This is a genomic window from Streptomyces sp. NPDC058307 (assembly GCF_042880295.1).
Lineage (GTDB): Bacteria > Actinomycetota > Actinomycetes > Streptomycetales > Streptomycetaceae > Streptomyces.
The window spans coordinates 193,958-219,850 of sequence record NZ_JBHVYZ010000002.1; the positions used below are offsets into that span (position 1 = coordinate 193,958).

Genomic DNA, 25,893 nt, shown 5'->3' on the forward strand with positions numbered 1-25,893 from the left:
GTAGTGACCGCGACTGACCGTTCCATCGAGCTCGTCCACACCGCCGCGCAGGCGGCCGCCGACAAGCTCGCCCATGACGTGATCGCCTACGACGTCAGCGACGTCCTGTCGATCACCGACGCCTTCCTGCTGGCGTCCGCACCCAACGACCGCCAGGTCAAGTCCATCGTCGACGAGATCGAGGAGCGGCTCTCGAAGGAGCTCGGCGCCAAGCCGGTGCGCCGCGAGGGCGACCGCGAGGCCCGCTGGGTCCTGCTCGACTACGTGGACATCGTCGTCCATGTCCAGCACAGCGAGGAGCGGGTCTTCTACGCCCTGGAGCGGCTGTGGAAGGACTGTCCGGAGCTGGAGCTGCCCGCCGACGCCAAGGCGACCCGCGGCAAGGCGCAGGAGCACGCCGCGCTCCGGAACGAGGAGGACGACGCCGAGTACGGGGAGCCGCGGTGACCGCTCCCGCCGACCGCAAGGGCCGGGGCCGCCGCGTCATCCTGTGGCGGCACGGCCAGACCTCCTGGAACGTGGAGCGTCGCTTCCAGGGCACCACCGACGTCGAGCTCACCGAGACCGGTGTCGGCCAGGCCCGCCGTGCCGCCCGGCTGCTGGCCTCCCTGGAGCCCGACGCGATCGTCGCCTCCGACCTCCAGCGGGCCGCGAACACCGCCGCCGAGCTGGCCGCGCTCACCGGCCTGGACGTGACCTATGACGAGGGCCTGCGGGAGACCTACGCGGGCGTCTGGCAGGGGCTGACGCACGAGGAGATCATCGCCCGGCACGGCGAGGAGTACGCCGCGTGGAAGCGCGGTGAGCCGGTCCGCCGCGGCGGCGGTGAACTGGAGACCGAGGTGGCCGACCGCGCCGCCCCCGTCGTGCTCCGGCACGCCGAGAAACTCCCCGAGGACGGCACGCTCGTCGTGGTCAGCCACGGCGGCACGATCCGCACCACCATCGGCCGGCTCCTCGGACTGGACTCCCGGCACTGGGAGAGCCTCGGCGGCCTCTCCAACTGCTGCTGGTCCGTCCTCGGCCAGGGCGCCCGAGGCTGGCGCCTCCTGGAGCACAACGCCGGAACCCTCCCCGAGCCGGTGCTCGGCGACGACGACTGAGGGCCCCGGACCGGATTTCACTTTCCGGCAGGTCGCAGGCTAAAGTTCTTCTTGTTCGCCCGCCGAGCGGGAAGAACGCAAGGGGCTATAGCTCAGTTGGTAGAGCGCCTGCATGGCATGCAGGAGGTCAGGAGTTCAATTCTCCTTAGCTCCACATCGACACTCTGTTGAGTTGTCAAAGATCGGTGATCATCAGGGTCCCGCCTCCTTCAGGAGGCGGGATTTTCTGTGTGCCTCTGCGCTGTGCGTTCTTGCGCTGTGTGCTCCTGTTCCGTTTGCTTTCGCAGTCGTGCCGCTTTCTCCCGTGTCTCCTCGTCCACCGGTGTGTAGACCACGATCCGGCACTCGGGCATCCCGTCGATCGACAGCGACTGGGAGGTCATCCGCAGCTCGCCCACCGCCCGGTGGCGGAAGGTCTTCACCCGGCGCCCCGGCGGCACCACCTGGCCGCTCGCCCAGAGCTCGGCGAAGTACGGGCTGGCCGCCGACAGTCCGCGGATGTACCCCTCCCAGGCCGGCTCGCCCACATGTCTGCCGTACGCGGACCGCAGCGTCGCCACCATCACCGGCAGCTCGCGCTCCCGGTGCAACACGGGGCAGGCCTCTTCGGACACCGTGAACAGCGTCCACAGCACGTTGGCCACCCCGATGTCGATGATCTCCGGTATCAGGAACAGGTCGCGGTAGCCCGTGTTGGTGGCCAGGATGTCGTAGCGCGAGTTGTAGACGACCGCCGGGAGCGGGTCGAGGGCGTCGATGATGCCCTGCACCTCCGGGCCCGCCGACCGCGTCAGACCCTCCGGCGCCGGGGCGAACGGAACCTGCGCCAGGCGGTACAGATGCTCCCGCTCCGGCGGGTCGAGCCGCAGGGTGCGGGCCACGGCGTCCAGGACCTGCGCGGACGCGTTGATCGGCCGGCCCTGCTCCAGCCAGGTGTACCAGGTCACGCCCACACCGGAGAGCTGGGCGACCTCCTCGCGGCGCAGTCCCGGAGTGCGGCGCCTGAGACCCGGCGGCATGCCCACGTCGGCCGGGGTCACCCGGGCCCGCCTGCTGCGCAGGAACGTGGCCAGCTCGGGCCGTCGTCGCTGTGTCGTCCTCATCGTCACGTCCCCCTCGTCACGACCATCCTCGGTGCCGCACCCGGCGCTTGCCAGGTGCTGGCAGTACCAGCATCGGCGGGCTCTCGGCACTCGTACCGGGAGATCCTCATGCTCGACGGCATGACGACAACGCCCCGGACGGGACCGAATCCCGCGTCCGTTTTCCCACCTGCCAAAAGTGAAGCACCCGCCACTGACAACCGACCGCACCCCCGGCCCAGGCCGCTGCTCGCGCTCGTGCTCGCCGCCCAGTTCATGGCGCTGCTCGACGTGTTCATCGTGAACGTCGCGGCCCCCACGATCGGCACCGAGCTGCACGCCTCGGGCGCCCAACTCCAGCTGGTCGTCGCCGGATACACCATCACGTACTCGGTGCTGCTGATCACCGGAGCCCGGCTCGGCGAGCGGTTCGGCCACAGCCGGGTCCACCTCGCCGGGCTCGCCCTGTTCACGGCGGCCTCACTCGCCTGCGGGCTGGCCCAGGGCGCCACCGAGCTGATCGTCTTCCGGCTGGTGCAGGGCGCCGGTTCGGCGGTGATGATCCCGCAGGTGCTCAGCCTGCTCCAGCGCAACTTCACCGGCGAGGCCCGGATGAAGGCGCTCGGCGCGTACTCGGCGGTCCTCGCGGTCGGCGCCGCCGCCGGGCAGGTCGTCGGCGGAGTCCTGGTCAGTGCCGACCTGTTCGGCACGAGTTGGCGGCCGGTGTTCCTCGTGAACGTACCGGTGGGCCTCGTCCTGCTGGTCGTGGGCGCGCGTGTCCTGCTGCCCGGGGACCGTCCGACACCCCGGGACCGGGCGCGCGGCTTCGACCTGCCCGGCCTGGTGCTGCTCGGCGCGGCCGTGTCGCTGTGCACCGTGCCGCTGGTGCTCGGGCAGGAGGAGGACTGGCCGCAGTGGTCCTGGCTGTCCCTGGGCGCCGCCGCGATCCTGTTCGCCGCCTTCTGCGGCTACGAGTCCCGGCTGGCCCGGCGCGGCGGTGCCCCGCTGATCACACCGAGCGTGCTGCGTCATCCCGGCATGGGGCTCGCCGTCTTCCGGATCATGGCCGTCATGGCCGTCAACGGCGGCTTCCTCTTCGTGCTCACCCTGTACGTGCAGGGCAGCCTCGGCTACAGCGCGCTGCGGGCCGGGCTCTCCTTCGCGCCGACCGCGGTGGTCTTCGGCATCGTCGGACTGACCTGGCGCCGCTGGCCCGTGTCCTGGCAGCGGCTGCTGGCACCCGCCGGGTTCCTGATCACCGCGCTGGGCGCGCTGGGCGTGGGCCTGGCGCTCAAGGACGGCGGCGACGGCGGCGTCGCGCTGTACGCGGCGTACGTCGGCATGGGCGTCGGGCTCGCGCTCGCCTTCAGCCCCACGCTCACCGGGGCCCTGGCCACGGTGGAGCCCCGGCACGCCGCGGATGCCAGTGGTCTGCTCGCCACGGTCACCCAGCTCGGTCAGCTGATCGGTGTCGCGGGCTTCGGCACACTGTTCTTGAACCGGCTTGAGTCACTCGGCCCCTCCGAGGCGTATACCTCTGCGGAGGCGCTGTGGACGTGCACGTTCGCGCTGGCCGCGACCGCCGCGGTGGGCGCCGTGTCCGGACTGGTACTCAGGCGTCGCTGACCGTATTGGTCCGGCCGTGGCAGAATCAAACGGCCGGAAGGGGGCGCGGCCCGACGGGAGGGAGTAGTGATGCCTGCGAGCATCCTCGTGGAGGGCGGCCACCTCCGCGAAGCGGCGTCGACGAAGGACACGACGGTCCGCCTCATCTGCCCTTCCTGCGGTTCTGTCCACGTGGCCCAAGTACTCGGCGACAACGGCGGAATCTCCTACGTGTGCACGGCCTGCGGCCACAGCTGGAGCTGAACGATGGGTGCACACAGGCGAAAGTGCGACTGGTGCGGGAGTGGGACGCCGATCGTGCGCGACATGGAGCCGGTCAATCCCGACTACCAGTACTGGTGCGAGGAGTGCGCGCGGGCGCTGATCATAAAAGGCGACCCCATCGAGACGTACCGCGAACTCGAGGGTGAGCCGATCTACGGCCGTCTCCTCGAAGAACACTGCACGCTGAAGCGGTTCTACTCGTTCGTGACCGCTTGACGTCGTCCCTCCTGTCCGCAGGGAAACGATTTGGTGTTCCACCCGGTGGACCGTGTAATGTTGGCGTCGCCGCCAGGGAAGCCGGGCGGAACGCAGCACGGGGCTATAGCTCAGTTGGTAGAGCACCTGCATGGCATGCAGGGGGTCAGGAGTTCAAATCTCCTTAGCTCCACAGAAAGATCCCGCCAGATCACTCGGTCCGGCGGGATTGCTGCGTTTGCAGGGGGAGTTGCTCGCAGACTTCGCATACGACGAAGGGGGCCGTCCGATTCCGGGCGGCCCCCTTCGTGACGTCGGCTCAGCGGCCCAGCGCACGCCTCCCGCGGCCCTGGGACAGCACTGGCAGGTTGCGGGTGGGGCCCTTGTCGCGCGGGCTCTCGTCCTCCAGCCGCAGCGCGAGCGCGGGGCAGCGACGCACCGCGCGTAGAGCCTTCGCCTCGGCGTAGCGCGGCACCTGTGCCTGGGCGACGGTCGGGAAACCGTCGGCGCCGAGTTCGAAGACCTCGGGGAGGATGTCGGCGCACAGGCCGTGGCCCCGGCACAGCGTCCAGTCGACGTAGATCTTCTGACGGCTGGGGCCGGTCTCCTCGGACTCGCCGCCGCCCGCGATGCCCGTGGGCATCCTTCCACCCTCGAAGAGCGGCAGAACGCCCTCCACGGGCCGTCCGCAGCCGTTTCCGAGGACATGGGCGGCCAGGTCGTCCGTGAACGCCTTGATGGTCGACTCCAGGAACATCGCGGAGCCGTCCGGGTGCGAGCACGCGCCGCGCCGCTTCACGTTCTTGGCGACCTGCTTGAGCGCCTCCAGGGCGGCGGGACCGCCGCCGTTGAGGATGTCCTCCATGCCGCGCGCGGCGGCCGGCAGACCGAGGTAGCAGGGGCCGCACTGGCCCGCGCTCTCCTCGGCCAGCCACTGCGCCACCCGCAGCGACTCACCCAGCGGGCAGGTCTCCTGAGTGATCGGCAGGATCGCGCCGGCGCCGAGCGCGCCGCCCACGGCGTCCAGGGAGTTGCGGGAGACGATCGCCTCGTTGACCGTCGCCGCGTCGATCCACTTGCCGTGGTAGCCGCCGGTCAGCACACCCTGGGGGACCGGCGGGGCGCCGGCCAACTGCAGGACGTAGCGCAGGGGTACGCCGGTCGGGACCTCGATCACCATGGGGCGCGCGACGGCGCCGGAGACCGTGAGCAGGACGGTGCCCGGCTCGTCGTACAGCCCGGTGTTGCCGTAGCGCTCCGGACCGATGCGCGCGGCGATCGCCAGCTGCGCGAAGGTCTCGGCGTTGGACAGAAGGGTGGGTGCGCCGCCGACGCCGTTCTGCGAGGCGCTGACCTTGCGGCCGGGCGGGATGGCCGGGCCGCCGTCGATGGAACGGATCAGCGACGCCGCCGCTCCGGTGACCATACGGACGGGATTGCGCTGCACGCGTGCGCGTAGTACCGATCGGCGGCCGTTGCTGAGGCCGCGTTCGGCGAGGGCGGCCTCCATGGAGCGCTGTGTGGACTCCCGGGTGACACCTATCACGAGCGTGCGGGCACCCAGGGCCTCGGCGGCCAGGAGGGCGCCGTCCAGGATGAGGTGCGGGGCACGGTTGATGAGGACCGTGTCCTTGCGGCAGGCGGGTTCGTCCTCACTGCCGTTGACGACGACCACCGGCCGGACACCGCGCTTGATCGCCGCTTCGGCGACCGAGCGCAGCTTCTTGTGGAAGGGGAAGCCGGCACCGCCGCGCCCCTTCAGGTTGATGGCCTCGGAGAGCTTCGCGAGTTGCTCGCCGCCCATGGGTTCGAGCGGCCCGTGCACCTTCAGGTGCATGGGCAGGTCAAGACGTTCGACAAGGTCGAAGCCCGACGTGAGCTGGGGAAGACCGACCACGCGGACTTCTGGTACGTCGGGCAGGGCCTCGTTCACCTATAGCCTCCGGAAGGCGTGTTCCAAGGTTCGCCCGGACCCGGTGAGTCGAAGTCGTACGACTGACCGGGGGTTGGATCAGCGGCGGGACCGGTGTTGTATGTGTCATTCGAGTTGTACGTGCCGTACAGGGTGTTCGTCTCACCGGTGTCGCGTACATCACCAGTGAGATAACTGGCCGTGCCCGAATTGCCGCCATAGGTCGGGATGTTGTACCCCGTGTCCTGAAGTGGGTCGTAGACCGAGGGAGGCGCCTCGCCGACCGGCGGCGGGGACGGGATCGGCCAGCTGCCGGAGGTGCTGCCGCCGCCGTCCACGCGCGCGATGGGGTCGGTGGCGGCCTGCATGTCCATCGGCAGGTCCATGCGTGCGGTCTGGCCGGTGTCGAAGGGCTGCTGTCCGCCCGGCGACATGGCGCGGTAGGCGGCCGCGAACCCGCTGCCCGCGGGCTCCGGGGCCTGGTAGGCGGGTATGGAGCCGGTCTGTGTCAGGCCCTCGTAGCCGGGCAGGGAGGACTCCGAGCGGCGGCCGGCGGACTCGGGTGCCCTGCGGCTCTCGCGACCCGGTCCGGCGCTCTCCGCGGCCCTCCTGGCACGGCTGGCCTCCAGCTCCTCGCGGCCCGGCCGCTCCTCGGCGCCGAGGAGCATGGCGACCCGGTCGGTGACCTTGCGCTTGAACGGGCGCGGAGCCGCGCGCAGGGCGAGGGCCGCTATGACGCCGAGCACGCAGAGCGCGTACATGTAGGTGAAGATCGGGGCCTTCACCGCGCGCCCCGCGTACAGGCCGTGGATCAGCCCGGCGCACCAGGCCGGATAGGCCAGCATGTGCATCGCCCGCCAGCGGGCCGCGACCGGGGCCGGGGACGCGAACCGGTTGCGCAGGGCGCCGGTGATGCCGACGAAGATCATGAGCTGGCCGGCCAGGGTGCCGAGGCCTATGAGGCCTCCGCTGCTGCTGAAGCCGAGCCCGAACGGGATGAAGGCGGCGATCCACGTCGTGTGCTCGAGGGTGAGTTTGATCCCGATGTGCAGCAGAAGGAAGGCGATCGAGCCCACGGCGGTGATCCGGTGCACGCCCTGGGCGACGATCCGCTGCCGGGTGTTGAGGACCAACCGGTCCTGCGCGACCAGTCCCCAGATCACGGAGCAGGTGAGGAGGACAAGCGTCACCACGCCCGCCCCGAAGTTGAGGAAGTCCTGGAGCCAGACACCTCCGTACACCACGACCAGAGGGATGGCCAGCAGAAAGACAGCCGTCGCCACCCCATAGGCCGACCGGCCCGTCCTGGGGAGCGTGCTGTTGCTACTACGAGGGTTCATGGGGGCAACTCCGAGCGGTTCGGGAAGGCGGTCCCGCTGCCGCACTCTAAGTGGCGCCATACCGGTGGGTACGGCGTTTGAGTTATTGCGTTGTTATCAAACGGCCTTGGGGCTGGTGCGATGCCCCTTAGTGGCTGTTACGCGAAGTAATCATTGGCCTTGGTTCAGTTCCTGTCGGATCGGACGGTGCTCTCGACTGCGGCGGCGAGTGCGGCACCCGGTGCCAAAGAGGCATACGTAAGCTCGTCGCGGCTTGCTCAACGGCTGCGGTACTCTGACGCCATGCGTGCCGTACGCCTTCTGCTTAGTGAGCCGCGCTGATCAGTCCCGACCACCGGTGAAGACGTGGTCGGAATCGGCGCGGCGTCCCCTCCTGTGCGAGGGGATTTTTCGTTTCCGGACGACACAGCCGCTGGCAGAGACGATCGATGGAGCTTTGAGGACCATGAGCGAGACGAACCCCGCTGCCCCCGCCGAGGTGGCCGCGCCGCACCGCTACACGGCCGCCGTCGCGGCCGAGATCGAGGCACGCTGGCAGGACTTCTGGGACGCCGACGGCACCTACGCGGCGCCCAACCCCAAGGGTGACCTGGCGGGTGACCCCGAGCTGGTCGCGCGGCCCAAGAAGTACATCATGGACATGTTCCCGTACCCCTCCGGTGCGGGCCTGCACGTCGGCCACCCGCTGGGCTACATCGCCACCGACGTCTTCGCCCGCTTCCAGCGGATGACCGGCCACAACGTCCTGCACACCCTGGGCTTCGACGCCTTCGGCCTGCCCGCCGAGCAGCACGCCGTGCAGACCGGCGAGCACCCCCGGGTCACCACCGAGGCCGCCATCAACAACATGAAGTCCCAGCTGCGCCGGCTGGGCCTGGGCCACGACAAGCGCCGGTCGTTCGCCACGATCGACCCGGACTACTACAAGTGGACCCAGTGGATCTTCCTGCAGATCTTCAACTCCTGGTACGACGACGAGGCGAAGAAGGCCCGCCCGATCTCCGAGCTGGTCGCCGCCTTCGAGTCCGGTGAGCGCGCGGTTCCCGGTGGCCGTTCCTGGGACGCCCTGTCCGCCGCCGAGCGTGCCGACGTCCTGGGCGAGTACCGCCTGGCGTACGCCTCCGACGCGCCCGTCAACTGGTGCCCGGGCCTGGGCACCGTGCTGGCCAACGAGGAGGTTACCGCGGACGGCCGCTCCGAGCGCGGCAACTTCCCGGTCTTCAAGGCCAAGCTGCGCCAGTGGAACATGCGGATCACCGCGTACGCCGACCGTCTGCTGGACGACCTGAACGAGCTGGACTGGCCCGAGGCCATCAAGCTGCAGCAGCGCAACTGGATCGGCCGCTCCGAGGGCGCCCGCGTCGACTTCCCCGTCGACGGCGAGGCGATCACCGTCTTCACCACGCGCCAGGACACGCTGTTCGGCGCGACCTACATGGTGCTGGCCCCCGAACACCCGCTGGTCGAGAAGTTCACACCGCAGGAATGGCCCGAGGGCACGCACGACGTGTGGACCGGCGGCCACGCCACCCCGGCCGAGGCCGTCACCGCGTACCGCGCGCAGGCCGCCTCCAAGTCGGACGTCGAGCGGCAGGCCGAGGCCAAGGACAAGACCGGCGTCTTCACCGGCGCGTACGCGACCAACCCGGTCAACGGCGAGCAGATCCCCGTCTTCATCGCCGACTACGTCCTGATGGGCTACGGCACCGGCGCGATCATGGCCGTACCTGCGCACGACGCGCGTGACTTCGCCTTCGCGCGCGCCTTCGAGCTGCCGATCCGCTGTGTGGTCGAGCCGAGCGACGACCGGGGCACGGACGCCTCGACGTGGGACGACGCCTTCGTCTCGTACGACGCCAGGATCGTGAACTCGCACGGCGAGGACGTCTCCCTGGACGGGCTGGGCGTGACCGAGGCCAAGGCGCGCATCACCGAGTGGCTGCAGCGCAAGGGCATCGGCGAGGGCACCGTCAACTTCCGGCTGCGCGACTGGCTGTTCAGCCGCCAGCGCTACTGGGGCGAGCCCTTCCCGATCGTCTACGACGAGGAGGGCATCGCCCACTCGCTGCCCGAGTCGATGCTGCCGCTGGAGCTGCCCGAGGTCGAGGACTACTCGCCGCGCACCTTCGACCCGGACGACGCGGACACCTCCCCGGAGACCCCGCTGTCCCGCAACCAGGACTGGGTCAATGTCACCCTGGACCTGGGCGACGGACGCGGCCCCCGCCGGTACCGCCGCGAGACCAACACCATGCCCAACTGGGCCGGTTCCTGCTGGTACGAACTGCGCTACCTGGACCCGCACAACAGTGAGCAGCTGGTCGACCCCGAGATCGAGCAGTACTGGATGGGCCCCCGCGCGGGACAGCCGCACGGCGGTGTCGACCTGTACGTCGGCGGCGCCGAGCACGCCGTGCTGCACCTGCTGTACGCGCGCTTCTGGTCCAAGGTCCTGTACGACCTGGGGCACATCTCGTCGCCCGAGCCGTTCCACAAGCTGTACAACCAGGGCATGATCCAGGCCTTCGTCTACCGCGACAGCCGGGGCTTCCCGGTGCCGGCCGCCGAGGTGGAGGAACGCGACGGCCAGTTCTTCTACGCGGGTGAGCAGGTCAAGCGCGAGCTGGGCAAGATGGGCAAGTCCCTGAAGAACGCCGTCACCCCGGAGGCGATCTGCGAGGAGTACGGCGCCGACACCCTGCGCCTGTACGAGATGGCGATGGGCCCGCTGGACGTCTCGCGCCCATGGGACACGCGCGCGGTGGTCGGCCAGTACCGCCTGCTGCAGCGGCTGTGGCGCAACATCGTCGACGAGGCCACCGGAGAGGTGACCGTCGTCGACGCCGAGCCCGACGAGGCCACGCTGCGCGCCCTGCACAAGGCGATCGACGGGGTGCGCCACGACCTGGAGGGCCTGCGCTTCAACACCGCCATCGCCAAGGTCACGGAGCTGAACAACCACCTGACCAAGGCGGGCGGCCCGGTCGCGCGCCCGGTCGCCGAGGCACTGGTGCTGCTGATCACGCCGCTGGCCCCACACATCGCCGAGGAGCTGTGGCGCAAGCTGGGCCACACCGACTCGGTCGTCCACCAGGACTTCCCTGTCGCCGACCCGCAGTACGTCGTGGACGAGACCGTGACCTGCGTGGTCCAGGTCAAGGGCAAGGTCAAGGCCCGCCTGGAGGTCTCGCCGGCCATCTCCGACGACGAGCTGGAGAAGGTCGCGCTGGCCGACGAGAAGGTCGTGGCGGCGCTGGACGGGGCGGGCATCCGCAAGGTGATCGTGCGGGCGCCGAAGCTGGTGAACATCGTTCCGGCGTAAGGCCCCCTAAGGGTCGCGTGCGGGCAGGTTCGGGGTTCTTCCGGAACTCCGGACCTGCCCATCGCGTTTACCTTTGAAGAGCGGCGAGTGCCGTGTGGGGGCGGAGGAGGAGTTTTTCGTGGAAGCAGTGATCGCGGTCGTGGCCCTGCTTTTCGTGCTCTTCGTGGCCCTCGGCGCCTACGCGACGGTGAAGGTCGTCGGCGCCGCCAAGCGCGGTGTGGACCGCACCGTCACCCAGGCCCGGCGCACGGTCGAGGACCACACCCTGCGCGCCAAGTCCTTCGCCCAGCTCGGCCCGGCGGGCGAACTGGCCCAGCTGCGGCTGAAGCTGCGCACCTCCATGCGGGCCACCCAGGACGCGCTGCAGGCGGGCGTGGCCGAGGACGCATCCCTCAAGGAGTCCCTCGGCCTCTTCGAGCGGCTCAGCGCGCACGGCCACGAGCTGGACGGCGAACTCAAGCGCCTGGAGTCCGAGCCCGACCGGGCGACGCTCGCCGAGCGCCTGCCGGGCCTGCGGGAGCGCACCGAGCGCATCACGCACTCGGCCGACTCCCTGCGCTGGGCTGCACGCGACCGCGCCCACCGCTTCGCCGACGACGACCTGGACGCACTGAGCGCGCAGATCGACGTCGAGTCCGGCGCCCTGCGGCACTGGACGAAGACCGAGCCCACCGCTACACCGCGCCAGTGGCCCGAAGCTCCCGCCGCCGACGCCGGCCCCGGGCAGCAGACCTGGCCCGAGACGCCCCGCTCCCGCACCGCCGAGAAGCCGACGCGGCCCGCGATCACTCCGCCGGGCCCTCGCCCCACCTATCCCTGGCAGAAGAAACCCCGTCCCGAGAGCACGACTTGAGGCCGACACGGCGGCCCCGGGTGACAGGGGCCGGGCTGCCACCCGGACGCTACGGCAGGTAACCTCCAGCTCATGTCCCGCCATGTCGCGATCGTCACGGATTCAACGGCCTACCTGCCGCAGGGGACGATGGAGCGGCACGGCATCACAGCGGTACCCCTGACCGTGGTCCTCGGTGACCGCGCGCTGGAGGAGGGCACCGAGATCACGGCCCGGTCGCTGGCCCAGGCGCTCCAGAAGCGACGCCCCGTCACCACCTCGCGACCCAGCCCCCAGGCCTTCGCGGAGCACTACCGCAAGGTCGCCGAGTCCGGAGCGACCGGCATCGTGTCGTTGCATCTGTCCGCCGAGCTCTCCGGCACCTACGACGCGGCGGTCATGGCGGCACGTGAGTCGCCGGTGCCGGTGCGCGTGGTCGACACCGGCATGATCGCCATGGCTCTCGGGTTCTGCGCGCTCGCCGCCGCCGAGACCGCGGAGACGGGCGGCACGGTGGACGAGGCGGTCACGGCCGCGGAGAAGCGGGCCGCGGGCACGTTCGCCTACTTCTACGTCGACACCCTCGACTATCTGCGCCGTGGCGGCCGGATCGGAGCCGCGCAGGCCCTCCTCGGTTCCGCGCTCGCCGTCAAGCCGCTGCTGAAGCTCGTCGGCGGTCGGATCGAGCCCCTGGAGAAGGTGCGGACGGCGTCCAAGGCCATCGCCCGCCTGGAGGAGATCGCGGCCGACCGGGCCGGCAGCGCGCCGGTGGACATCGCGGTCCATCATCTGTCCGCCCCCGACCGGGCGTCGGCCCTCGCGGACCGTCTGCGGGTGCGGGTGACCGGACTTGCCGACCTGCATGTGAGCGAGGTCGGGGCGGTGATCGGGGCGCACACGGGGCCCGGGCTGCTGGGGGTCGTGGTCTCGCCTCGCTGACACGGGCCGCGAGCCGAGCAGACACGCCCCGTGGTGTGCCGGAATCACTCGTCCGGGTGGCGGAGTTTTCCACAACCGGTGGGTAATCCCCGGGAATTGACCAAGATCATCGCGAGATCGCGGATGTGTCCGATCCTCGGCGCATGGCACTTCGATCACGCTCACGCACAGCGACGCCGACCAGCGGGCCGGGCCGCGGCCCCCACTCCGACGGACGCTCACGTCACCGCCGACCGCCCGGCACCCGGGGCCGGGTCCGGCCTCGGCATGCCGACTCGGCGCATGAACTCCAGCGACGGGCGGAGGTGCTCTTCGCGGAACGGGCGGGAGAGCGGGGGGACTTGGGGAAGGGGCCGCCGTCGGGTGGGCCGGGCGGGGACGGTGAGGTGGCGGGGGTGGGGCCGGAGCGGCTGGAGGCCGCCGGTGCCGTCGATGTCGCCGAGGCCGGTTCGGACGGTTCGGCCGGTGCTGCGGTGGGGTTCGTGGAAGGCGCCCGGTGGGAGGCGGGGGCTGTCGAAGCGGGCCGGCCTGGTCGTGGTCCTGCGGAGGGAGCCCTTCGGGACGCTGGTTCCCCGGAGAGGGTCCGGCCGCCTGGTCGTAGTTCTCCCCGGTGGGCCCTGCGGGACGGCAGTGCGGCCGAGACGGCTCTGCGGAACCGTAGTTCTGCCGAGACGCCCCTGCGGGAGGGTGCATCTGCGGAGGAAACCCGGCGGGGTCGCGGTTCCGTGACGGAGGCCGTGACCGAGGCCTGGTCGGGCGATGGTCCCCGGGACGGAGTTCGGCGAGACGCCGATGGCGGGCGTGGGGACTGGCGGGAGACCGATTCCGGGGGCGCGGGCTGGCGGGAGCGGGCCGGGTTGGCTCTGCGGGAGCGGATGCCCGTGTGGCTGCAGACGCGATGCGGGCTGGAGCAGCGGAACGTGGTCGCGCTCTCGGCACTGCTCGTCGTGGCCGCGCTGTTCGCCCTGCAGCACTTCTGGGCGGGCCGGACGCAGTCCGTCCAGGCGCCCGAAGTGGTCCGCGCGGCGGCTCCGTTCGGGCAGTCCGGCGCGGAGGGACGTCGAAGTGCTGCCGAGCCGGTTGTCTCAGGCGGGGTTTCGAAGGCGACAGGGTCGGCCGGGGCCGAGATCGTCGTGGACGTCAGTGGAAAGGTCCGTGAGCCCGGGATCCAGCGGCTGCCGGCCGGTTCGAGGGTCGCCGACGCGTTGAAGGCAGCCGGTGGTGTGCGACCGGGCACCGACACCGACACGCTCAACCGTGCGCGGTTCCTCGTGGACGGCGAGCAGGTGGTCGTCGGCGCCACGGCCGCACCGGTTCCGGCGCCCCTGCCCGTGCCCGGCATGGGAGGTCCCGTCGCCGGGGGGCCGGCTGGTACGGCGGCGGCTCCCGTCTCCTTGAACACGGCCACCGTGGACCAGCTCGACACCCTGCCCGGCGTCGGCCCCGTGCTCGCCCAGCACATCGTCGACTACCGCACCCAGCACGGCGGCTTCCGCTCGGTGAACGAACTGCGCGAGGTCAATGGCATCGGCGACCGCCGCTTCGCCGATCTGCGGAATCTCGTACGGCCATGAGGTACGGCTCGGAGGTGCGCCGAAGGCATGAGGACGAGGCGCGTGTGCACGCCACCGTGCACACCGCCTCGGGGAAGCGGCTCGGGGATGCTCACCCGCGGCAGGAAGGGCCCACGGATCTGCGGCTGGTACCTGCGGCGCTCGCGGCGTGGGCCACGGCCGCCGTGACCCTGGACGCGTCGTCGGGGTGGGTCGCCGCGGTGGTGGCCGGCTGTCTGGTTCTCGCCTGCGTGCTGTTGTCGGGACGGTGGCGCGGGATGCGGAGCCTCGGTGGGGGCGGCCGGGTGCCGGTCGCCGCTGTGCTCCTCTGTGTCGCGGCCGCCGCCGTGTCCGCCGGGCTGCACGGGGCCGATCTGCGGCGGGGCCCGGTGCCCGCGCTGGCCCGGCAGTACGCCACCGTGACCGCCGAGGTGCAGGTGACCTCCGACCCCCGGCTGACCCGCCCCCGCATCACCGGGGACCACGCGGCCCCGACCGCCGTCGTCATCGGGGCCGACGTGCGGCGGGTGGAGACGGAGGACGGGAGAGTGGTGGCTACGCGGGCGCCGGTGCTGTTGATCGTCGACGCGGGTGGGGGAGCCGACTCGGGCACAGCGGTGGCCACCACCGGTCGCCATGGGAGCGGTGGGGCGACGCCCGGTCCGACGCCCGGTCCGACGCCCGCCGTGGAAGGTCCTGCTCGATCACCCTGGCTCGGGTTGTTGCCGTCCACGAGGGTGCGGGTCACCGCGCGTGCCGCGCCGCCGTTGGTCGGGGGCGGCCGAGTCGCGGCCGTGCTGCGGGTGCGGGACCGGCGGGGAGGACCCGAGGTCGTCGGGGAGGCGTCGGGGACGCAGCGGTTCGCGGGGCGGTTGCGGGCGGGACTGCGGGAAGCCACCGACGGGCTGCCGGCGGATGCCAGGGCCCTGTTGCCCGGGCTGGTCGTCGGGGACACCGCGCGGATCACACCCGAGCTGGACGAGGCATTCAAGGAGACCGACCTCGCGCACACGCTCGCCGTCTCCGGCAGCAACCTCACGATCCTGCTCGCCCTGCTCATCGGGCCGCCCGGCCTCGCCCAACTCGTCGAGCGACGAGGACTGGCGCCCCGCCTCGGGGTGTCACTGCGGACGACCGCGCTGCTCGGCGGCGGACTCACACTGGGATTCGTCGTGGTGTGCCGGCCGGACCCGAGCGTGCTGCGGGCCGCGGCCTGCGGGGCCGTCGCCCTGCTGGCCCTCGCGACCGGACGCCGCCGGTCACTGATCCCGGCGCTGGCGACGGCCGTACTGCTGCTGGTGCTGTACGACCCGTGGCTGGCCCGAAGTTACGGCTTCCTGCTCTCCGTGCTGGCCACCGGAGCCCTTCTCACGCTCGCGCCGCGCTGGAGCCTGGCGTTGCGCCGACGCCGGGTGCCGCCGCGGCTGGCGGAGGGGTTGGCCGCCGCTGCCGCCGCGCAGGCCCTGTGCGCGCCGGTGGTCGCCGTGCTGTCGGCGCGGGTGAGTCTGGTGGCGGTGCCGTGCAATCTGCTCGTGGAGTTCGCGGTCGCCCCGGCCACGGTGCTGGGCTTCGCGGCGCTGGCGACGGCACCCGTGGCGATGCCCGTGGCCAAGGCGCTGGCCTGGTGCGCGGGTTGGCCCGCCGGGTGGATCGCGGACGTCGCCCGGACCGGGGCGTCCTTGCCCGGCGGGGGAGTGGACTGGCCGGGCAGCTGGACGGGGGCGGGCCTGCTCGCCCTCGTCACCGGGCTCCTGCTGCTCGTCGGGCGCCGGTTGCTGAGACATCCCTGGTGGTGTGCCGTCTGCGCGATGGTGTTCGTGCTCGCGGTCGTGCAGCCGCCACCGCTGACCCGGGTGATCACGGGATGGCCGCCACCGGGCTGGCGGTTCGCGATGTGCGACGTGGGCCAGGGCGACGCGACGGTGCTCGCGGCGGGTGAGGGGACGGGCGTGGTCGTGGACGCCGGCCCCGATCCGGCACTCGTCGACGGCTGTCTGCGCACACTCGGCATCACCAAGGTGCCCCTCGTGGTCCTGACCCACTTCCACGCCGACCATGTGGCAGGGCTGGCCGGGGTGCTCCGGGGGCGCTCGGTGGGGGCGATCGAGACCACCGGGCTGGAGGAACCTGTGGACCAGGCCGAGTCCGTACGCAGGGAAGCGGCGGCCCGGCGGATTCCGGTGACGCGTGCCGTGGCCGGGGAGGAACGGCGTACGGGGCCCCTGGCCTGGGAGGTGCTGTGGCCGCCGGCGGATCCGGCGGCAGCCGCGGAGGACGGCCCCAACGACGCCAGCGTCACGATGCTCGTACGGTCGGCCGGGCTGCGCTTCCTCCTGCTCGGGGACCTCGAACCCCCGGCCCAGCAGGAGCTGTTGAGATCGCCTGCCGGTGCGCGGCTGGCCGGGGTGGACGTCCTCAAGGTGGCTCACCACGGTTCGGCCTACCAGGACCCGGAGCTGATACGCCGGGCCGCCCCGCGGCTCGCGCTCATCTCCGTCGGCGCCGACAACTCGTACGGACACCCGGCTCCCGGCACGGTCGCCGCGCTGCGGGCCGGGGGTGCGGTGGTGCTGCGGACGGACCGGGACGGGTCGCTGGCGGTCGCCGGGACGGGGGACGGAAACGGGGGTGGTGGCGCGCGCGGTTCGGGACTGTGGGTGGCGCGAGACTGGGGGGCATGAATCCGACACAGGTTGACGCATATCTCCGCCGCCTGGGAGTCCAGCACCCGGCGTGGCCCACGGTGGAGGTCCTGCGCGAGCTGCATCTGCGCCATCTGCAGACCGTGCCCTTCGAGAACCTGTCGGTCCACCTCGGCGAGGAGATCGTGCTGGAGGAGGAGCGGCTGGTGGAGAAGGTGGTCGGTGCCCGGAGGGGAGGGTTCTGTTACGAGCTGAACGGGGCGTTCGGGGCATTGCTGGCCGGGCTCGCCTTCGACGTCACGCTGCTCGCGGGCCGGGTGTACGGGGAGGAGGGGCGGCTCGGGATCCCGTACGACCATCTCGCGCTGCGGGTACGGACGGTGGACGGGGGCGAGTGGCTGGCCGATGTCGGGTTCGGGGCGCACAGTCACTACCCGCTGGCGTTCGGGGCGCGGGGTGAGCAGGAGGATCCCGGGGGCACCTTCCGGATCGTCGAGGCGGGGCCCGACGCGGCGGGGGTGCGCAGCGGGGACGGCGCGGTGAAGAAGGGCGGGGGTGACGCTGCGGACCTGGATGTCGTCATGGACGGCAGGAGTCAGTACCGGCTGGAGGTGCGGCCCCGGGTGCTCCGTGACTTCGCGGCCGGGGCCTGGTGGCACAGCACCTCGCCGGCCTCGCACTTCACCCAGTCCCTGGTGTGTTCGAGGGTGACGGAGGACGGCGGGCGGATCACGCTCAGCGGGCGGGTCTTGAAGGTGACGGCTGCCGACGGGGCGCGGGAGGAACGGGAGTTGGAGACGGACGAGGAGGTGCTGGGAACGTACCGGGAGAGGTTCGGTATCGAGCTCGACCGGGTGCCGACCGTACGCGAGCCGGATGTGCGGGGCGGGCTGCGGGGGTGAGCGGACCGGGCACTTCGGCCGCCCTGGAAAATGGTCCCGTGAGCGATGTGAGACATGTGCTGGTGCTGCCTGATCGGGATGCCGCGGAGGAGGTCGTCGAGGCTCTTCGGGAACGGTTCGGGGTGAAGGAGGAGCCGCAGGTCGTTCGGGACGCGTTGGCGGGCGAGGACGATGCGGAGGACGCGCAGTGGCTGGTGGTGCTGCGGGACGCGGCGGGGCGGTTGGATCCCGGGGAGCTGGAGGAGTTCGTGGGGGAGTGGGACGGGTGGCGGGAAGAGCCGTGAGGCTGGAGCGGTTCGGGGGGCTCGGGGGGCTCGAGGTGTGGTCGGCTTCACTCGTCGGCGCTGTCCGGTGCCGCATCCTCGCCGCGGGACGATCTCCCGGATGGGGCCACAGACCGACGTCCTTGTGAACGGCCGCCGCGGCGTTGCCGGGCGGCGTCAGGCCGCCCACCCCGGGGCGCGGGGACTGCGCGAGCAGCCTCGTCGGCGCCCGCGGCCACGACGCTGTCAGTGCCGCGTGCCATGCTGTACGCGATGGCCAAGAAGACTGCTCATGACGACCCTCTCGCCCCTGTGACCCTTGCCGTGGGGCAGGAGGAGCTGCTGCTCGACCGGGCTGTGCGGGAGGTGGTCACCGCTGCTCGGGCCGCTGACGCGGATACGGATGTGCGGGATCTGACTCCGGAACAGTTGCAGCCGGGGACGCTTGACGAGTTGACCAGTCCGTCGTTGTTCGCGGAGCGCAAGGTCGTGGTCGTGCGCAATGCGCAGGATCTGTCCGCCGACACCGTCAAGGACGTGAAGGCGTATCTCGGGGCGCCCGCCGAGGAGATCACCCTGGTGCTGCTGCACGCGGGGGGTGCCAAGGGCAAGGCGTTGCTGGATGCCGCGCGGAAGGCGGGGGCGCGAGAGGTCTCCTGCCCGAAGATGACCAAGCCCGCGGACCGGCTGGCCTTCGTGCGACAGGAGTTCCGGGCGACCGGGCGGTCCGCCACGCCCGAGGCGTGTCAGACGCTGGTCGATGCCATCGGGAGCGATCTGCGGGAGCTGGCGTCCGCCGTGACCCAGCTGGTCGCCGATGTCGAGGGGACGATCGACGAGGCCGTCGTGGGGCGGTACTACACCGGACGGGCCGAGGCTTCCAGCTTCACCGTCGCCGACAGGGCCGTGGAGGGGCGGGCCGCGGAGGCGTTGGAGGCGTTGCGGTGGTCCTTGTCCACCGGGGTCGCGCCGGTCCTGATCACCAGTGCGCTGGCGCAGGGCGTGCGGGCGATCGGGAAGCTGTCGTCGGCTCGGGGCGGACGGCCCGCTGATCTCGCGCGTGAGCTGGGGATGCCGCCGTGGAAGATCGATCGGGTGCGGCAGCAGATGCGGGGGTGGACGCCGGATGGTGTCTCTGTCGCGCTGCGGGCCGTGGCCGAGGCGGACGCCGGGGTGAAGGGCGGGGGGGACGATCCCGAGTACGCCCTGGAGAAGGCCGTGGTGGCGATCGCCCGGGCGGCTCGGTCTCGGGGGCGGGGCTAGTCGGGCGGCGTTGCCGTTCGACGGTGTTCCTCGGTTTCTAGAGGCCGGTGTTCCTCGCTTGTAGAGGCCGGCGTCGTGGCCGACGAGCCGGCCACCCCCGCTTGCCCGGCGACGCCGACGGCCACCGAGTCCGGTTCGGTCGCCTCTCCTTAGCTCGGCACGAGTGCCGGCGGGCGGCACCCGCGGTCGGCGGCGAGGCGGACCTTGCTGGCCTGACGGAGTCCCCGACCTATCGGACGAGGGCGGAGACGAGCAGGGCGAAGGCGGCGATGATGACGGCGACGCGGACGTAGTGCCAGCGCTCCCAGCGGTGCAGCTGCTCTTTCCAGTCGGCGGGCCGGTTCTCGGGAGTCCAGGTCTTGTTCCGGTTGTTGATCGGGACGAGCAGCAGTATCGACATGACCACGCTGACGATCAGCAGCTCGGCGGCGGTGACGACGAGTCCCGCACCGTGGTGGTGCCATCCGGCGATGGCCCAGATCGCGCTGAGGACGAGCGAGCCGATGTACCAGAACGGCATCAGGGCGCCGAGCATCCGGCCGCCGTGGGCGTGGCCGAGCTGGCCGCTGTCCTCGGGGAGAGCGTCCAGGATCCGGTTCATGATGAAGGCGACGGAGAACTCCACCCCCACCATCAGGCCGGCGACGACGGTGGTGACGACCTCGAGTGCGTTGAGCATGACGATCCCTCCGTGAACTAGCGTTGCTAGCAGATGAGGCAACGCTAGTACTGCTGCCGCTCGATTGTCTAGCGATGCTAGTATTCGCTGCATGTCGGTACAGGAACGCAAGCAGCGCGAACGGGCGGAGCGCGAGCGCCTCATCGTGGCGACAGCCCGCGAACTCGCCGAGCAGCAGGGCTGGGACGCAGTCACCACCCGCCGGCTCGCCGAGCGCATCGAATACAGCCAGCCCGTTCTATACAGCCACTTCCGGGGCAAGCGCGAGATCATCGGCGCCGTCGCCCTTCAGGGGGCCGCCGAACTGGCGACGGCGGTGCGGGCCGCGACCTCTGCCGCGGACCGCCCCCGCGCCAGGGTCGTCGCCCTGGCTCGCGCCTACCTCGACTTCGCCGCGCGCAACCCAGCGGTCTACGACGCCCTGTTCCAGCTCGACGGCGGGCTGGCGTATGCGCAGGAGGACACCCCCGAGCCTTTGAAGGACGCGTTCGCCGCCCTGCTGGAGACGCTCGGCGAGGTCGCCGGCGACGGCGTCCAACCGGGGCTCTTCACCGAGCTGTTCTGGGCGGCCCTGCACGGCCTGGCAACCCTGACCCGCGCGGGCCGTCTTATGCCCGAGGACGCCGAGCCGAGGGTGGAGCTCCTGGCAGACCGGCTCGCCATCCTCTGACACCCCGCCCCGACAGGCCCGTAGCCGGGGCTCTCGGGCCCGGTCGCCGCCTGCCCCCGCCAAAGCTTCCGGTCACTAGCGCCCGCACGGCGCAGGCGCGGATCACCTGGTCCCGCCACCCGGACGGGGCGCTCGTCCGGAGGCCGCGATGCGATGCCCTGACGGTGTACGGCCCCGGCCCGCGCGGTGCCGCTGCGCTCGCCCCGCCATGTGGTGCGTTCACCGGGACAGGCCCGTCGGCTTCCCCCCGGGGATCACGTCATCGCCGCAACACGTCGGCGGCATTCCACCTGGCGGCGCACCCACAGCGCACCCCCCATCTCACCCCGTCCCACCCTCCTCAAGGTGCTCCCCCCACCCCCCCAGGAGGAGAATCGGACGGGTCAGCCGAACATCGCCGGACAACCGAGAGGTGGCGGTCGTCATGGCTGAGCATCCGCACGCAGCGCTTGTTCGTAAGGGGTTTGGAGCTGCTGCCGCTGGAGTGCGCTCAAGAGGGTTCTGGTGAGCGGGAGTGAGTGCTGCTGGTCTGTGTTGTGTCACGCGCCTCGGTGGTGGTGTCGGTTTCAGCGAGGAACTGACGTTCCCTCATCGAATGCGTGACCTTCACGGGTGGCGCTCGTTTCCCATGGCGACGGGATCTTCGAGTGGGACCGGGCGGGGGTGACAGGGTGGGTGAACTGAGGAGTCTCGCCGCGCCGTTCGTCGCGTCCGGTCCCAGCGGTGTGGCCGTCCGGACCCGCCTCAAGCACCTGACGCCCGACGATGAGAAGGTGCTGCGACAGGTCGGCGGGTAATTGGGGTCGCTGGCCTCGAAGGATCTCAAGGCCCGTTGCCGCGACGGCCTGGAGCATTCCGGTGCGGCGTGGGCGGTGCGCAAGCGGGAGCTGACGCCCCTGTCGTCGTCGCGGTGGGCGGGCAGTATCACCAAAGCCAGCCACGACCAGTGGGCGCTGGTCCGCCGCTGCCAGTCGGCGCACATCCACAACCTGGAAGCGGGCATCCGCACCATCGAGGACCGGCTGTCCCAGCCGATCGGCCAAAAGGGGACCAAGAAGGCACCGGGGGGTTACCGGTCGCGGCGGGAGTGGCATGCGAAGTCCCGGCGGCTGCGGGTACTGGAAGAGCGGCTGGCTGCCGCGCGTGCCGACCGCGAGGCCGGCATCGTGCACGTCGTACGCGGTGGCAAGCGTCTGGCCCGCACCCGCCACCACCTGGAGGCGGCCCAGCTCACCGAGGGCGCGTGGCGCCGGGGGTGGGAGGCGGAGCGCTGGTTCTGCCAGGCGGACGGGGAGTCCGGCAAGCGCTACGGCAACGAGACGATCCGCATCAGCCCTGAGGGTGAGGTGAGTATCAAGCTGCCCGCGCCGCTCACCCATCTGGCGAATGCCCCGCACGGCCGCTATGTCCTGGCCTGCCGGGTCGCGTTCGCGCACCGGGGTACCGAGTGGGCCGACCGTGGCGCGGCCGACCGGGCCATCGCCTACCGCATCCACTACGACGCCGGCCGGGACCGCTGGTACGTGACCGCGTCCTGGCAGATCCCGCCCACCCCGGCCCTCCCCATCGAGGCCGCGCTCGCCCACGGCGTGATCGGCGTCGACATGAACACCGATCACCTCGCCGCCTGGCTCCTCGACGTCCACGGCAACCCGACCGGCGCCCCGCGCCGCTTCTTCTACGACCTCACCGGCACCGCCGAACACCGTGACGCCCAGGTCCGCCACGCCCTGACCCGCCTTCTGCATTGGGCCCGCGCCTGTGATGTGAAGGCGATTGCCGTGGAAGATCTGGACTTCGCCGCCGAGAAGACCCGGGAGAAGCACGGCCGTAAAAGGCGGTTCCGTCAGCTGATCTCCGGCATGCCCACCGGTAAGCTCTGCGCCCGGCTGACGTCGATGGCCGACCAGAGCGGCATCGCGGTCATCGCCGTCGACCCGGCCTATACCAGCCGCTGGGGCGGGCAGCACTGGCAGAAGTCCCTCACCACGAAGAACCGCAAGACTACTCGCCACGATGCTGCTGCCGTGGCGATCGGAAGACGCGCCCAGGGACACCCGATCCGGCGACGGACGGCACCGCCCCCTGCTCACCGGAGTGATGAGCAGGGGCATCGGACGGTCCAGGCCCGACCGGGCGTCCCCGGGCGTGAGGGAACCCGCCCCCGCATCCCCGGACCACGGACACGATCCGTCGGCGCCGGACGCGGAGCGAACGCGGGCAACCAGAACGCCCAACACCGTTCGGGGCGTTCGCCTGAGCACGAGACCTGGCAACAGGACTCACTCCCGCTCAGTCCCTAGGAACGGTTCGAGGCGTTCACCCGTGCGGGAGTTGACCGCGAGGGATGCCACGCATCACGTGCCCGGTAGTCATCCGCTCTCAGGTGACTTCAAGGGGCAGGACGCGATCATCGACATGTACCAGAGGCTGGGGCAGGAGACCGGCGGGTCGATGCGGCTGGAGATGCGCGGGATCGCCGTCGGGATGTACCGGGTCACGGCCGAGCGGAAGGGGCGGCGCCTGGACGACACCGGATGCATCGTGTTCCGGATCGTCGGGGACAAGGTCACCGACCTCGACGAGTGTGTCGCGGACATCGACAACTCACGGCCCCACAAGCTCACTGCCCCACTCACAGCCCCACAAGCTCACGACCCCACCACCGCACGACAAAGACCCCGGCCCCCGCCCTGGGGAAGGGCGACCGGACCGGGGTCTTCGGTGCAAGCTTTCGGAGTCACGCCCGCGTGGCGAACGCAGGCCGCGCGTGGCTCCTGGGAGCCGGTCGGGAGCGGATGAGAGAGGGCCCGCTCTGGTCCTTCCGGCGGTTCGGTCCCGTAGCTACACGTACGGAACCGGTCAGATCAGAAGAGGTCAGCCCTGGAGGGTCGCGACCTTCGAAGCAAGCGCCGACTTCTTGTTGGCGGCCTGGTTCTTGTGGATGACGCCCTTGGAGACGGCCTTGTCGAGCGCACGCGCAGCAGCGCGCTGGTACTCGGTGGCCTTCTCGACGTCACCCGCGGCAGCGGCCTCGCGGGCCTTGCGGATCGCGGTCTTCAGGGAGGACTTGACGGCCTTGTTGCGCAGCCGGGCCTTCTCGTTGGTCTTGATCCGCTTGATCTGGGACTTGATGTTCGCCACGAATGAGCCTCTACAGGTTCAGGCACGGGCAAGGAGCATTTCCACGAAGGAAAACCCAGGGTCCCGTACCAGGTGATTTCTCGGAGTTGTGCCTCGCGCTGAGAGGGCATGAGGACACAGCCACCCAGAGTACCAGCGGCTCCACGAGTGGCCCAAACCGGTCGCCGGTCCCCGCCCGTGGGACCATGGAGGCTACGTATCGATCCGACCCGAGACCGCAGACACTGCGGACGCCTCAAGAATCAGGACCCTGCGTGCCCGCGATCCCCAGCCACGTGCCCGAGCCGAGCCGTACCGACCCGGCTCTGATCCGCAACTTCTGCATCATCGCGCACATCGACCACGGCAAGTCCACACTCGCCGACCGGATGCTCCAGCTGACCGGCGTGGTCGATGTGCGCCAGATGCGTGCTCAGTACCTCGACCGTATGGACATCGAGCGTGAGCGCGGAATCACGATCAAGTCGCAGGCGGTGCGTCTGCCGTGGGCCCCGACCCACGACAAGACCGACACGCACATCCTCAACATGATCGACACCCCGGGGCACGTCGACTTCACTTACGAGGTCTCGCGGTCGCTCGCCGCCTGTGAGGGCACCGTCCTCCTCGTCGACGCCGCCCAGGGCATCGAGGCCCAGACCCTCGCCAACCTCTACCTGGCGATGGAGAACGACCTCAAGATCATCCCTGTACTGAACAAGATCGACCTGCCGGCCGCCCAGCCGGAGAAGTTCTCCGAGGAACTCGCCAACCTCATCGGCTGCGACCCCTCGGACGTCCTCAAGGTCTCCGCCAAGACCGGGCTCGGCGTCGAGGCGCTGCTCGACAAGGTGGTGGCGGAGGTTCCCGCCCCGGTCGGCGTCCAGGACGCTCCGGCCCGCGCGATGATCTTCGACTCCGTCTACGACTCCTACCGGGGCGTGGTGACGTACGTACGAGTCATCGACGGACAGCTCAACAAGCGCGAGCGCATCCGGATGATGTCCACGAACGCCACGCACGAACTGCTGGAGATCGGGACCAACTCGCCGGAGATGCTCTCCGCCGACGGTCTCGGTGTCGGTGAGGTGGGCTACATCATCACCGGCGTGAAGGACGTCCGCCAGTCCAAGGTCGGTGACACGATCACCACCCTCAACAAGGGGGCGACGGAGGCGCTCGGCGGCTACAAGGACCCGAAGCCGATGGTCTTCTCCGGGCTGTATCCGCTGGACGGCTCCGACTACCCGGAGCTGCGCGACGCCCTCGACAAGCTCCAGCTCAACGACGCCGCGCTGGTCTACGAGCCGGAGACCTCGGCCGCCCTCGGTTTCGGCTTCCGCGTCGGCTTCCTCGGCCTGCTCCACCTCGACGTGATCCGCGAGCGGCTGGAGCGCGAGTTCGGGCTCGACCTCATCGCCACCGCGCCCAACGTGGTCTACCGCGTGGTGATGGAGGACGGCACCGAACACACGGTCACCAACCCGAGCGAGTTCCCCGAGGGCAAGATCAACGACGTGTACGAGCCCGTCGTACGCGCCACGATCCTCGCGCCCACCGAGTTCATCGGCTCGATCATGGAGCTGTGCCAGACCCGGCGCGGCACCCTGCTCGGCATGGACTACCTGTCCGAGGACCGGGTCGAGATCCGCTACACCCTCCCGCTCGCGGAGATCGTCTTCGACTTCTTCGACCAGCTGAAGTCCAAGACGCGCGGCTACGCCTCCCTGGACTACGAGCCCACCGGTGAGCAGGCATCCAGCCTGGTCAAGGTCGACATCCTGCTGCACGGCGACAAGGTGGACGCGTTCTCGGCGGTCACGCACAAGGACGCGGCCTACGCCTACGGGGTGCGGCTCGTCGCCAAGCTGCGCGAGCTCATCCCGCGGCAGGCCTTCGAGGTGCCCATCCAGGCCGCCATCGGCTCCCGGGTCATCGCCCGCGAGACCATCCGCGCCATCCGCAAGGACGTCCTCGCCAAGTGCTACGGCGGTGACATCTCCCGTAAGCGGAAGCTTCTGGAGAAGCAGAAGGAAGGCAAGAAGCGGATGAAGATGGTGGGTTCCGTGGAGGTTCCCCAGGAGGCCTTCATCGCGGTGCTCTCCAGCGATGACAGCGCGGGTTCGGGCAAGGGCAAGAAGTAACCGCGGGTTACAGTCGGTTACCCGTCGAATCGGATGGAA

General features: G+C 70.6%; 20 protein-coding genes, 2 tRNA genes and 2 pseudogenes. 19 read left to right on the top strand and 5 right to left on the bottom strand.

Annotation, left to right across the window (positions count from 1 at the left end):
• The first annotated feature begins 3 nt into the window (after window positions 1–3).
• From rsfS to ACFVYN_RS02715, 3 genes are all read left to right on the top strand, one after another.
• Window positions 4–447, top strand: a complete 444-nt coding sequence (gene rsfS, locus ACFVYN_RS02705) for a ribosome silencing factor (RefSeq protein ID WP_389991437.1) — start codon at window positions 4–6, stop codon at window positions 445–447.
• On the top strand, window positions 444–1,103 hold the full coding sequence (locus ACFVYN_RS02710) for a histidine phosphatase family protein (protein WP_389991440.1): 660 nt from the start codon (window positions 444–446) through the stop codon (window positions 1,101–1,103). Before rsfS ends, ACFVYN_RS02710 begins: the two co-directional genes overlap by 4 nt.
• 81 nt (window positions 1,104–1,184) lie before the next feature.
• Window positions 1,185–1,257 (top strand) — tRNA-Ala (locus ACFVYN_RS02715).
• A 55-nt stretch (window positions 1,258–1,312) separates the two neighbouring features.
• Here ACFVYN_RS02715 and ACFVYN_RS02720 read toward each other — a convergent pair.
• Entirely contained in the window at window positions 1,313–2,206 is an 894-nt protein-coding gene (locus ACFVYN_RS02720; protein WP_389991443.1) for a helix-turn-helix transcriptional regulator, read from the bottom strand.
• A gap of 237 nt (window positions 2,207–2,443) precedes the next feature.
• On the opposite strand from ACFVYN_RS02720, the gene ACFVYN_RS02725 reads away from it, so the two are divergent.
• The 4 genes from ACFVYN_RS02725 (at window position 2,444) to ACFVYN_RS02740 (ending at window position 4,463) form a co-directional block, all read left to right on the top strand.
• Window positions 2,444–3,811, top strand: a complete 1,368-nt coding sequence (locus ACFVYN_RS02725) for an MFS transporter (RefSeq protein WP_389991446.1) — start codon at window positions 2,444–2,446, stop codon at window positions 3,809–3,811.
• A 69-nt stretch (window positions 3,812–3,880) separates the two neighbouring features.
• Complete coding sequence (locus ACFVYN_RS02730; RefSeq protein ID WP_352383877.1) at window positions 3,881–4,054, top strand: hypothetical protein; 174 nt, start codon at window positions 3,881–3,883, stop codon at window positions 4,052–4,054.
• A gap of 3 nt (window positions 4,055–4,057) precedes the next feature.
• Window positions 4,058–4,291: a hypothetical protein gene (locus ACFVYN_RS02735; protein ID WP_003976229.1), complete on the top strand. Its 234-nt coding sequence runs from the start codon at window positions 4,058–4,060 to the stop codon at window positions 4,289–4,291.
• Between the two features lie 99 nt (window positions 4,292–4,390).
• A tRNA-Ala gene (locus ACFVYN_RS02740) sits at window positions 4,391–4,463 on the top strand.
• Between the two features lie 126 nt (window positions 4,464–4,589).
• Here the strand turns inward: ACFVYN_RS02740 and ACFVYN_RS02745 are convergent.
• Entirely contained in the window at window positions 4,590–6,203 is a 1,614-nt protein-coding gene (locus tag ACFVYN_RS02745; RefSeq protein WP_389991449.1) for an NADH-ubiquinone oxidoreductase-F iron-sulfur binding region domain-containing protein, read from the bottom strand.
• A complete protein-coding gene (locus ACFVYN_RS02750) occupies window positions 6,200–7,522 on the bottom strand; it encodes a cytochrome b/b6 domain-containing protein (RefSeq protein WP_389991451.1) in 1,323 nt (440 codons plus the stop codon). Before ACFVYN_RS02750 ends, ACFVYN_RS02745 begins: the two co-directional genes overlap by 4 nt.
• A gap of 445 nt (window positions 7,523–7,967) precedes the next feature.
• Here ACFVYN_RS02750 and leuS point away from each other — a divergent pair, with 445 nt between their 5' ends.
• The 8 genes from leuS to holA all read left to right on the top strand — a co-directional run bounded on the left by leuS (window position 7,968) and on the right by holA (window position 19,238).
• Window positions 7,968–10,844, top strand: coding sequence for a leucine--tRNA ligase (gene leuS, locus ACFVYN_RS02755; protein WP_389991454.1), 2,877 nt, complete (start codon window positions 7,968–7,970; stop codon window positions 10,842–10,844).
• 118 nt (window positions 10,845–10,962) lie between these two features.
• Complete coding sequence (locus ACFVYN_RS02760; RefSeq protein WP_389991456.1) at window positions 10,963–11,697, top strand: hypothetical protein; 735 nt, start codon at window positions 10,963–10,965, stop codon at window positions 11,695–11,697.
• 72 nt (window positions 11,698–11,769) lie between these two features.
• Entirely contained in the window at window positions 11,770–12,615 is an 846-nt protein-coding gene (locus tag ACFVYN_RS02765) for a DegV family protein (protein WP_389991459.1), read from the top strand.
• An 875-nt stretch (window positions 12,616–13,490) separates the two neighbouring features.
• Complete coding sequence (locus tag ACFVYN_RS02770) at window positions 13,491–14,189, top strand: helix-hairpin-helix domain-containing protein (RefSeq protein ID WP_389991647.1); 699 nt, start codon at window positions 13,491–13,493, stop codon at window positions 14,187–14,189.
• Window positions 14,186–16,849 carry a ComEC/Rec2 family competence protein gene (locus ACFVYN_RS02775; RefSeq protein ID WP_389991461.1) on the top strand — a complete coding sequence of 888 codons (2,664 nt, stop codon included), beginning with the start codon at window positions 14,186–14,188 and terminating at the stop codon, window positions 16,847–16,849. Before ACFVYN_RS02770 ends, ACFVYN_RS02775 begins: the two co-directional genes overlap by 4 nt.
• On the top strand, window positions 16,846–17,712 hold the full coding sequence (locus ACFVYN_RS02780; protein ID WP_389991464.1) for an arylamine N-acetyltransferase: 867 nt from the start codon (window positions 16,846–16,848) through the stop codon (window positions 17,710–17,712). The genes ACFVYN_RS02775 and ACFVYN_RS02780 overlap by 4 nt, the downstream gene beginning before the upstream one ends.
• A gap of 38 nt (window positions 17,713–17,750) precedes the next feature.
• Entirely contained in the window at window positions 17,751–17,996 is a 246-nt protein-coding gene (locus ACFVYN_RS02785) for a hypothetical protein (RefSeq protein ID WP_389991466.1), read from the top strand.
• Between the two features lie 252 nt (window positions 17,997–18,248).
• The gene (gene holA / locus ACFVYN_RS02790) at window positions 18,249–19,238 is read left to right on the top strand and encodes a DNA polymerase III subunit delta (RefSeq protein WP_389991468.1); all 990 of its coding nucleotides are present in this window, start codon (window positions 18,249–18,251) and stop codon (window positions 19,236–19,238) included.
• Between the two features lie 229 nt (window positions 19,239–19,467).
• Here holA and ACFVYN_RS02795 read toward each other — a convergent pair whose 3' ends face one another.
• Window positions 19,468–19,917, bottom strand: a complete 450-nt coding sequence (locus tag ACFVYN_RS02795; RefSeq protein ID WP_389991471.1) for an anthrone oxygenase family protein — start codon at window positions 19,915–19,917, stop codon at window positions 19,468–19,470.
• Window positions 19,918–20,008: 91 nt separating this feature from the next.
• Between ACFVYN_RS02795 and ACFVYN_RS02800 the strand changes: the two genes are divergently transcribed.
• The 3 genes and pseudogenes from ACFVYN_RS02800 to ACFVYN_RS02810 all read left to right on the top strand — a co-directional run.
• Window positions 20,009–20,587 carry a TetR/AcrR family transcriptional regulator gene (locus tag ACFVYN_RS02800; RefSeq protein ID WP_389991474.1) on the top strand — a complete coding sequence of 193 codons (579 nt, stop codon included), beginning with the start codon at window positions 20,009–20,011 and terminating at the stop codon, window positions 20,585–20,587.
• 671 nt (window positions 20,588–21,258) lie between these two features.
• Window positions 21,259–22,890 (top strand): annotated as a pseudogene (locus ACFVYN_RS02805) (IS200/IS605 family accessory protein TnpB-related protein).
• Between the two features lie 22 nt (window positions 22,891–22,912).
• Window positions 22,913–23,197: pseudogene (locus ACFVYN_RS02810) on the top strand (nuclear transport factor 2 family protein); the annotation flags it as partial.
• Between the two features lie 267 nt (window positions 23,198–23,464).
• Here ACFVYN_RS02810 and rpsT read toward each other — a convergent pair.
• Window positions 23,465–23,731, bottom strand: coding sequence for a 30S ribosomal protein S20 (gene rpsT, locus ACFVYN_RS02815; RefSeq protein WP_389991477.1), 267 nt, complete (start codon window positions 23,729–23,731; stop codon window positions 23,465–23,467).
• A 254-nt stretch (window positions 23,732–23,985) separates the two neighbouring features.
• On the opposite strand from rpsT, the gene lepA reads away from it, so the two are divergent.
• Complete coding sequence (gene lepA / locus ACFVYN_RS02820; RefSeq protein WP_389991480.1) at window positions 23,986–25,854, top strand: translation elongation factor 4; 1,869 nt, start codon at window positions 23,986–23,988, stop codon at window positions 25,852–25,854.
• Window positions 25,855–25,893: the final 39 nt, after the last annotated feature.